Origin of the sequence: Protofrankia sp. CiP1_Cm_nod2, assembly GCF_920664355.1 — a bacterium.
In the GTDB taxonomy this organism is placed as follows: Bacteria; Actinomycetota; Actinomycetes; order Frankiales; family Frankiaceae; genus Protofrankia.
The window spans coordinates 5,536-14,959 of the sequence record NZ_CAKKTL010000145.1; the positions used below are offsets into that span (position 1 = coordinate 5,536).

The window sequence follows — 9,424 nt, forward strand, 5'->3', positions numbered from 1 at the left end:
GTTGTGTCCTGAGGCGAGGCCGGCTGGCATTCGCCGTACCGGCCCGTAGGTATGGATCCGCAACAGCCGATCCGTGTCAAGCGTTGGACAGCCTTTACTGTCAACTATTTATCAGTATTTAATGCCTCTCAGGGAAATGTTAGGGCTGGGGGGGCATGGAGTGGTGGAACTTCTTATGCTGGGCCCACTCGAGCTACGGGTGGCCGATATTAATGTAGATCTTGGATCGGCGAAGCAGCGAACGGTGCTTGCCGTCCTGCTGGCGGATCTCGGGCGGCCGGTGCCGCAGGATCTTCTCATCGACCGGGTGTGGGGGGACGCGCCTCCGGCCGAGGTGCGGAATGCGCTGTACACGTATGTCACACGTTTGCGGCGGATACTCGCGTGTACCCGCCAGGCGGAGGGGGGGAAGGTCGAGCTGGTCCGGCAGCGGGGCGGCTATCTGATCGACGCCGACCCCGCCCTGCTCGATCTGAACCGGCACCGTTGTCTCGCGGAGCGGGCCCGGGCGGTGGCCGACAGCAGCCCGGAGCGGGCGTGCCACCTGTTCAGGCAGGCCGCGGACCTGTGGCGGGGCGAGCCACTGGCCGGCCTGCCGGGGGACTGGGCCGCGCGGGTGCGGGAGAGGCTGGTCCCGCAGCGGCTCGGCGTGCTCGCGGAAAGAGCCAATCTTGAGATAGGGCTGGGCCGCGCCGACCGGGTGATCGACGAGCTGCAGGAGGCGCTCACCGAGAACGAGCTGTTCGAGCCGCTGAGCTGCCAGCTCATCCGGGCGTTGTGGCACGCCGGCCGCAGCGCCGAGGCGCTGGAGTGCTATGCGCGGGTACGCCGGCGGATCGCCGACGAGTTCGGCGTCGAACCCGGAGCGCGGCTACGGCGGCTGCACGAAGCGATCCTGCAGGGCACCCTCGAGGCCACCGCGCCGGTCACGCCGGCCGCACCGGCCGGGTCACGGCCGGACGCGGTGGGGCCGGCGGAGGGCGACGAGCCACCGGCCACGCAGCCACGGCCGCCGTGCCTGCTGCCCGCCGCCGTCGGTGACCTCACGGGCCGGGACGAGGAGGCGGAGCTGCTGTGCCAGCGGCTGACCGTTACCAGCTCCCCCCCGTCGATGCCCGTCGTGGCGGTGCTCGGCATGGGCGGGCTGGGCAAGACCGTCCTGGCGGTCCATGTGGCGCACCGGTTACGGGAGCACTTCGACGACGGCCAGCTCTACGTGGACCTGCACGGCCAACAGCGCAGCCCGGTCGATCCCGATGACGCGCTCGCCCGGTTCCTGCGCGCGCTGGGCGTCGCGGACAGTGAGATCCCGCTCGGTCTCGACGCACGCGCGGAGCTGTACCGCAGCCTGCTCGCCGACCGGCGGGTCCTGGTGGTACTCGACGGTGCCGCGGACGAGAGCCAGATCGAGCCGCTGCTGCCGGGGTCGGGCAGCTGCGGGGTGCTGATCACCAGCCGGGCGCGGCTGGCCGCGCTTTCCTGTACCCGGCTGCACCTGAGCGTGCTCGAGGTCGGGAACGCGACCCGGATGCTGGCCCGCATCGTCGGCGACGACCGGGCGTCGGCCGACCCCGTGGCCGCCCGTGAGCTGGTGCGCCTGTGTGGCTACCTGCCGCTGGCCGTCCGCGTCGCCGCGGCCAGGCTGGTGGCGCATCCCCACTGGAAGATATCCGGCCTGGTGTCCAGGCTGGTCGACGAGCGGCACCGGATAGCCGAGCTCCACCACGGCGCACTGGAGGTCCGCGGCAGCTTCGACCTGTCCTACCAGCGGATCGATCCGCAGGCGCGGCAGCTGCTGCGTCGGCTGGGGCTGCTCGGCCGGTCGATCTTCTCCAGCCGGGTCGTCGAACAGGTGCTGAGGACCGACCAGCGGACGGCCGAGGGAATCCTCGACCGTCTGATCGACGCGCAGATGCTCGACGTCGCCGGCACCGGACCGGCCGGTGACGTGTTGTTCCGGCTGCACGAGCTGGTCAGGATCCACGCGCGTGACCGGGCGGAGCACGAGGAGAGCGGCCAGGAGATCCGCCGGATCACCGCGCTCGGGCAGCAGGTCGGGGACCGGCCGGCCGCCGTGAACGTCCCCGCCCAGGCGGGTACGGCCGAGGACCGGGGCGGCATCTGGAAGAAATGGCCGGCGGAAGCCGGCGTCGGCAGCCACTGACCAGGACGGGCGGAATCCGGCCGTCGGGGACGTGGTCGGCGCGGTAACGCACGCGTGTCGACGGCCCTGCTGTCACTCGCGGTCCGCTCCGGGATGTGGTCCTCGCGGTAACGAATGTATGTCCTGGTGGGTCCGTCCGGGCGGGTTGCTTCCGGATAGCGGCAGCCGCGGGGGAGGATGGGCACAGGCGGCAGGGCTGGCGGTCAGCGATGTGAAAGTCGTCACAGCTCGTGATCGCCGCTGCTCGTCGTCACGTGATGAGATGGCGTGACCGTCGACGACGATTTCGGGACGCGACGACGATTTCGGGACGGCTGTGAGACTTCAAGACCTTCAAGACATTCTCGATCTTCGAGACGCTGTGAGACTGCGAGACGACTGTGAGGAGCCCCCGCGGTGAGGCTTGGGATGGGTACCCGAGAGGTCTTCGACGCGGAGAGCCTGCTTGAGGAGTACCTCGGGCCGCGTAAGCGTGGCCTGCGTTACGCCTATCCGTACTATGACGGGCTCACGACCAACGGTGACTCCGATCTGCTGTGCACCGGTGATCTGCTCGCGCCCTGCCTGCTCGGCGTCCAGGTGGACGTCGACCGGATGCACACGTTGACGGCGCTGACGCCGTTGCTGCAGCGCGGGCTCGACAAGCTCCCGCCCGGCATCGAGCTGATCGAGGCCGACGAGGCCACCCTCGATCTTGTCGCGGCCCTGTACGACCCGCTGGACGATCCGGACGTCTCCGACCGCGACGTCAAGGGGTCGCTGATCGCAAAGGTGCTGCACCGCAAGCGGCCGGCGCTGGTGCCGCTGTTCGACTCCAAGGTCAGGATCTTCTACCAGCACGAGCGCTGCATCCCGCCGTCTCCCCGGGACGGGCGTTCCTGGCGTGAGTACATGCAGCTGCTGGTCCGCGCCATGCAGTACGACCTGAAGGAGAACGCCGACGAGTTCCACCGGCTGTCCGCGCTCGTCCCCCGCAACGGGCCGCCGCTGACACCGCTGCGCATCCTCGACATCGTGGTGTGGATGAGCAGTGCGGTCTGATCTCCGCCGGTCTGATCGCCGGCGGTCTGATCTCCGCCGGCCGCTGCCGCGGGTGCCGCCGCCGGGGGCACGGTGAGGCGCGGCGACACGCCGTCGGGGTGCCTGTCCATCCTGGCCGTGGTGCCGTTGCGGGCGGCGCGTGCCCTGGCCGTGGGACGGGCGCCGGCCCGCCAGGAGGTCGGGCGGGGCGTGGGCCTGCGGGGCCGGATCTGGAACGGCGTCGCCGACACCGCCTTCGACGGTGTCGTGGTGGTCGGTGTGGACGGCCGGGTGGCCGCTGTCGGGCCACGCGACCAGGTGTCGCTGCCGGACGGCCTGCGCATGATCGACTGTGCCTGGATCGGGCCGGGTGTCGTCGATGCCCACGTGCATCTGCCGGCCACCGCCACGCCCGGGTACGACGAGCTGCGTTCCGGCGTCGTGGCTGTGCGTGACCTCGGCTCGTCGATCGAGCGGCTCGTCCACTGGCGGTTCGCCGCGCCGATCATGGTTGCCGGCGCGGGCCCCCGGGTGGTGGGCACGTCGCGGCAGAGGCCGCGCCCGGACCGCTCCGGGGAGCCGGTCGGCCCCGCCCAGGGTGCCACGGCCGACCGGCTGGAGGCCCTGCCTCCCGGCTCGTCGCGGTCCGCCCGCCGCGGTACCGCCGGCCGGGCCGCGGCGAGCCGCCACGCGCTGGGCCGCCACACACCGGGCCGTCACGGACGGAGCCGCGACGCGTCGGACCAGCACCCGTCAGGCCCGTACCCGCCGGACCAGCACCTGTCAGAGCAGTACTCGCCGGAACAGTACTCGCCGGAGTGGCACGTCTCGGACCACTACGGGCCGCGCCGTCATGGGCCGGGCTGGCACGGGCTGAGCTGGCACGGGCTGAGCGGGCTGAGCGGGCTGAACTGGCACGGGCTGAACTGGCACGGGCTGAACCGGCAGGGGGCGGGCCGGCAGGGAGCGGGGCGAAAGGCGCAGAGCTGGCACGCCCGTCGCAGCGACGCGGCGGTCGTCGTCGAGAGCCCCGCCGCGGCCCGCGGGCTCGTCGCCGGGCTCGTCTCGGACGGCATCGATCTGATCAAGGTATATGTCGGGGACGTCGCGACCAGCGCGGACACCAGGCGCGGGAGGCGCCCGAACTGGCCACCGTTGTCTCCGGCCGAGCTCGCGGTCATGGTCGAGGCCGCCCACGCGGCAGGGCTTCCGGTGACGGCGCACGCGCTGAGCGTCGACGCCGTCGAGATGGCGCTGTGGGCGGGCGTGGACGAGCTCGCCCATGTCCCGGTGGAGCCCCTGCCGCCGCGCACGGTCGAGCGGATCGCCGCCGCGGGCGTGCCGGTGGTCTCGACGCTGCAGTGCCATGCCGGGCTCGGCCCGGCCCCCGGGCGTAACGCGGCGCTGCTCCACCGGGCCGGGGTCACCCTGATCTACGGCACCGACGCGGGGGGCACGGGCAGCCGGCCGCCCGGAGTCGACCCACGGGAGCTCGACCGGCTCGCCTATGCCGGGCTCGGCCGCCTCGGCGCGCTGCGCGCCGCGACGTCCGTGGCCGCCCGGGCGGCCGGGCTCGACGGCCGCCGCCCGTCCGGGCGTGTCGAGGTGGGCGCGCACGCCGCCGTCGTGGGGCTGCCCATGGATCCGCTCGTCGAGCCCGCTGCCTGGCGTCACCCGACGGTGGTCGTCAACGGCCAGCGGGTGATCACATCGTAATGTGCGCCGATGTGAAGCTTTCCATCCTGATGCCGGTTTTCAACGAAGAGGCCACGCTCGCGGCCGCCGTCAAGCGGGTGCTCGAGGTCGGCTACCGCTGTGAGATCGAGCTTGTCGTGGTCAACGACGGCAGTGTGGACGGGACCCGTTCCATCCTCGACTCCCTCGACGACCCCCGGGTGGTCGTCGTGCACCAGCCGGTGAACCGGGGCAAGGGCGCCGCCGTGCGGACCGCGAGCGAGCGGGCCAGCGGTGACTACCTCGTCATCTGCGACGCCGACCTGGAATACGCCCCCGAGGAGATCCCGGCGCTGCTGGAACCGGTCCTCGCCGGTGAGGCCGACGTCGTCTTCGGCTCACGGACGTTCAGCGGCAACACCGCGTTCTCGTTCTGGTACGTGGTCGGCAACAAGCTGGTGACGCTGGCCGCGAACGTTCTTTTCAACAGCTACATCAGTGACCTGGAGACCTGCTTCAAGCTGCTGCCGGCCGGCCTGTACCGCGAGCTGGACGTCCGCTCCGCCGGCTTCGGCATGGAGGCCGAGGTGACCGCGAAGCTGCTCGCCCGCGGCATCCGGCCGTTCGAGGTCCCGATCAGCTACAAGGCCCGCACCCGGGAACAGGGCAAGAAGCTGACCTGGCGGGACGGGGTCGAGGCGCTGTGGATACTCGGCTCGGTGCGGGCCCGTCATCGTAGGCCCGTTCACTGAGCAGGCCCGTTCACTGAGCAGGCCCGTTCACTGAGCAGGCCCGGTCGCCGAACGGGTTCGGTTACTGAACCGGACGGTCACAGGCCTGAAGGGGGCTCGGATGCCGGCCGGCTGGCGTGTGCCCGGCCGGGGATTCGGCCGGGGATTCGGCCGGGGAGGCGGCCCTCACCAGCCCTCAGGCCGACTCCACGCCCGCGGGCTGCGACAATAGGCCGCGTGCTGAGCTACGTCGTGCGTGGGCTCACCCGCCGGCACGGCGCGGGGGAGCATGCCGTACTTGCCACCGCCGGTATCGATCTCGATGTCGGGCAGGGCGAGGTCTTCGGCGTCCTCGGGCCGAACGGCGCTGGTAAGACCACGCTGCTGCGTCAGCTCATGGGGCTGATCCGGCCGGACGCCGGATCCATCACGCTGTTCGGGTGGGACGTCGTGGCCCGTCCCGACATCCCGTCGCGGCTGGCGGCCTACCTCGGCCAGCACGACATGGCCCTGGAGGACCTGCCGGTGGGCCGCGCGGTGGAGACCACCGCGCGGCTGCGTGGCCTCGGGCGTGGCGCGGCGCGGGCGGCCCGGGACGCCGTCATCGACGAGCTCGGCCTCGCCCCGGTTGTCACCCGGCCTATGCGGCAGCTCTCCGGCGGCCAGCGCAGGCTCGCCTCCGTCGCCTGCACCCTGGTCGGCGACCGTATGGTGCTCGTCCTGGACGAGCCGACCACCGGCCTGGACCCGACGGCCCGGCGCGCGGTGTGGTCGGCGCTCGAGCGCCGCCGGGCCACCGCGGGGGTCACTGTGCTGCTGGTCACCCACAACGTCCTGGAGGCGGAGACGGTGCTCGACCGGGTCGCCGTCCTCGAGGCCGGCCGGGTGATCGCCTGTGACACCCCCGGACGGCTCAAGGCGTCGGTGAGCAGCGATGTCCGGCTGGATCTCGTCTGGCGCCGTGACCCGCCCGCCCAGGACCCGACGATCGCCCGTCTCGCCCGGCAGGCCGAGATCAACGGCCGCCGCTGGACCACGCGCATGGACGCGGCCGCCGCCCGCGACGCGCTCGCGCGGCTGACCAGCGGCCCCGCCTTCGCCGCCCTCGACGACTTCACGCTGGCCACGCCGTCCCTGGAGGACGTCTATCTCGCCCTTGGCGGGGCATCCCGCACCCTGGAGCGCACATGAGCACGGTTACCCTGTGACCGCCGCCGCAGCTTACGAGGCGGCCGGCCCGGCCGCCGGCCGGGCTGTCGACGCGGCCGGACAGGCCGCCGGCCCGGCCGCCGAGGCCGTCTCGGTCGCCGAACGGACGGCCGACGCCCTCGACCGATCCGCCGGTGCTGTCGACCGGAGCGTCCGCCAGCGGTCCGGCGGTGGCTTCCCCGGGGCCGCGGAGGTGGCCGGCACGCCCGTGCCGCTGCCGCCGGGCACCTCCTTCGGGGCCGCGCTCGGCGCCGTCTACGCCGGCCAGCTCGCCCGGGCCCGGGTGGCCCGGGTGCCCCTGCTGTTCGTCGCCGCGTTCCAGTCGCTCGGGATCATGCTGCTGCTGCGCGGAGTGGTCGATGCGGGGAACGAGACGACCAGTGAGCAGGTGGTGGCCGGCTCGACCGTGCTGGTGGTGGCCTTCGTCGCGCTGAACCTGCTCGCGCAGCGCTTCGGGGCGCTGCGCGCGGCCGGGGCGCTGGACTACTACCTGACCCTGCCCGTCCCGGGCAGCGCCGTGGTGCTCGGCACGGCCGCCTCCTACGCGTCGTTCGCGCTCCCGGGGATGATCGTCACAGCCGTGGTGGGCTCGCTGCTGTACGGTCTGCCGCTGTCGGGCCTGTGGCTGCTGCTGCCGGTGGCCGTCGCGGCCGGGGCCTCCCTCGCCGGGATCGGCGCGGCCATCGGGCTGCTCGCCCCCCGCCAGGAACTCGCGACGGTCGCCGGGCAGATCGGTATGAGCGTCGTGCTGTTCCTCGGGATCATCCCGGCGGACCGGCTGCCGCTCGGGATCGACGTGCTGCGTGACCTGCTGCCCAGCACGTACGCGGTGGACGTGCTGGCCGGTGCCTTCCGGCCGTCGGTCGACTGGGGCATGGTCGTCGTCGACCTGTTGGTGTGCGCGCTGGTGGCGTTCGTCACGCTGCTGGCGGCCAGTATCGCGCTGCGACGTGCCGGTAACGCCCCGCGTTAGGCCGTTGCGGTGGATTCTCAGCCGCGCGGGCCGATGCCCACCTGGCCGGTATCCATCAGCAACAGTCTGGCCTGACAGCCACGCGAACGGTGACAGAACCGTTGACGGCACGCGCCGCGGTGCCCGGACGCGGGGCCTTCCCGAAGTACGGTGGCCCGAAGTACAACAGTCCGCGGCAGGGCAGCCCGAGGCAGGGCAGCCCGAGGCAGGGCAGCCCGAGGCAGGGCAGCCCGAGGCAGGGCAGCCCGCGGCAGGGCAGCCCGAGGCAGGGCAGTCCGATGCGCACCAGGCTGCCGCCCGGCGTCCCCCCTCGTCCTGGCCGGATCGGCATGACCGGCCCGACGGTGTCGGGGTGGACGGCTGGCCGGTGCCCGAGGAGCCCCGGCGCCCCTTCTGGGCGGTCAGCGGATCCGGCCTTTTCGCCGGCCTGCTGTGCGCGGCCGTCATGGCCGCCCTCGGCCTGCCGGTCGGGCTGCTGTGGGCGCTGACGGCCCCGCGCCTGAACGTGCGGGCGGTACTGGCCGGCAGCGAGATCGTTTTCGACGCCCAGGCCGGCGTCGACGTGTACTTCGCCATGATCTGTGCCGCCGCCGGCCTGGCCGGGGGCCTCCTCGGCTTCTGGCGGGGCCGTGACAGCGGCTGGCCGGCCCCCGTCGGGCTGGCTCTGGGGGGGATCGGCGGCTCCCTGCTGGCGGGCTGGATCGGGCATGCGCTGCGGTCGGCGCGGGCTGTCTCGCAGCTGCCCGAGGGCGCCAACAGCCTTGTCGTCCAGCTCGTCGAGTTCCGGCTGCGCTCACCCGGCTTCCTGCTCGTCCTGCCCACCGTGTCGCTGTTGGTACTCTCGGTGCTGAGCTGGTTGTCGCTCTTTGTGATGCCACGTCGCGAATAGATACGAACAGTCACCGTTGGGCGTCATGCCGCGGTTTCCGCAAGGTTGTCATGGGGGACGGTTCCGGTTCCGCCCGAGGCGTTCGGGAGAGGGCCGGGGCCGGCGTACCGCGTCCTTCCGTCGTCTCGGGCGCACCGGTGGTCTTGTGCGCGGCTGGCCTGGTCGACGATGATGCGCTGTCCGCCTGGTCGGAATGCTCGTGCGGGGATGGCGAGCTGGCGCAGCCGGCTGGCACGCTGTCCGCTCGGGTCAGGAGGTCGGGGCCGTGGCCGAACCCACACCGGAGGTGCTGGTCGTCATCGCGTCGCGGGCGGCCGGGCCGGAGCCGGCGGGCTACGGCCCGGACGGCGATGGCGGCCCGGCACCCCGTGATGATCACGATGACGTGCCCGGCCCCGCCGAGGAGGAACCCGGCGGGAGCGGCCGCCAGCAGGCGGTCCTCGCCGCTCTGCGGGAGATCGCGCAGGTCACGGCGGTCCTGCCACCCCGGCTGGCCCTGGTTGCCGCCGCAAGGAGCCAGGCGGGCGCGCTGGCCCGGCTGCCCGGTGTCGTCGGGGTGTTCCCCGAGGCGGTGCCGGCGGGCCTGCGCGAGACACTCACCGCGGGTGAACGTCTCTTCGTGGACGGATGGCTCGCGCGCCTGGCCGGCAAACGGCGTCCCGCGGACGGACTGCCCTGGGACGCCACCGGCACCGGCCGGCTGCCTCCCGGCCCGCCCGCGTGACCGGGCAGCGAGCACCGCGCCGCCGGCAGCGCGCGCGGAG

The 9,424-nt window shown here is 72.7% G+C and carries 8 protein-coding genes; all 8 read left to right on the top strand.

Annotated features, from left to right (window positions below):
• The first annotated feature begins 175 nt into the window (after positions 1-175).
• The 8 genes from NBW84_RS15985 to NBW84_RS16020 all read left to right on the top strand — a co-directional run bounded on the left by NBW84_RS15985 (position 176) and on the right by NBW84_RS16020 (position 9,384).
• Complete coding sequence (locus NBW84_RS15985) at positions 176-2,164, top strand: BTAD domain-containing putative transcriptional regulator (protein ID WP_250285546.1); 1,989 nt, start codon at positions 176-178, stop codon at positions 2,162-2,164.
• Between the two features lie 396 nt (positions 2,165-2,560).
• Complete coding sequence (locus NBW84_RS15990; protein ID WP_445548455.1) at positions 2,561-3,205, top strand: DUF6308 family protein; 645 nt, start codon at positions 2,561-2,563, stop codon at positions 3,203-3,205.
• Positions 3,206-3,277: 72 nt separating this feature from the next.
• Positions 3,278-4,900 carry an amidohydrolase family protein gene (locus NBW84_RS15995; protein ID WP_250285548.1) on the top strand — a complete coding sequence of 541 codons (1,623 nt, stop codon included), beginning with the start codon at positions 3,278-3,280 and terminating at the stop codon, positions 4,898-4,900.
• Complete coding sequence (locus NBW84_RS16000) at positions 4,900-5,610, top strand: glycosyltransferase family 2 protein (RefSeq protein WP_445548731.1); 711 nt, start codon at positions 4,900-4,902, stop codon at positions 5,608-5,610. The genes NBW84_RS15995 and NBW84_RS16000 overlap by 1 nt, the downstream gene beginning before the upstream one ends.
• A 207-nt stretch (positions 5,611-5,817) precedes the next feature.
• Entirely contained in the window at positions 5,818-6,780 is a 963-nt protein-coding gene (locus tag NBW84_RS16005; protein ID WP_250285553.1) for an ABC transporter ATP-binding protein, read from the top strand.
• Positions 6,781-6,793: 13 nt separating this feature from the next.
• On the top strand, positions 6,794-7,771 hold the full coding sequence (locus NBW84_RS16010; protein WP_250285550.1) for an ABC transporter permease: 978 nt from the start codon (positions 6,794-6,796) through the stop codon (positions 7,769-7,771).
• A 367-nt stretch (positions 7,772-8,138) separates the two neighbouring features.
• Positions 8,139-8,660 carry a hypothetical protein gene (locus NBW84_RS16015; protein ID WP_250285551.1) on the top strand — a complete coding sequence of 174 codons (522 nt, stop codon included), beginning with the start codon at positions 8,139-8,141 and terminating at the stop codon, positions 8,658-8,660.
• A 265-nt stretch (positions 8,661-8,925) separates the two neighbouring features.
• Complete coding sequence (locus tag NBW84_RS16020) at positions 8,926-9,384, top strand: hypothetical protein (protein WP_250285552.1); 459 nt, start codon at positions 8,926-8,928, stop codon at positions 9,382-9,384.
• The last annotated feature ends 40 nt before the right edge of the window (positions 9,385-9,424 follow it).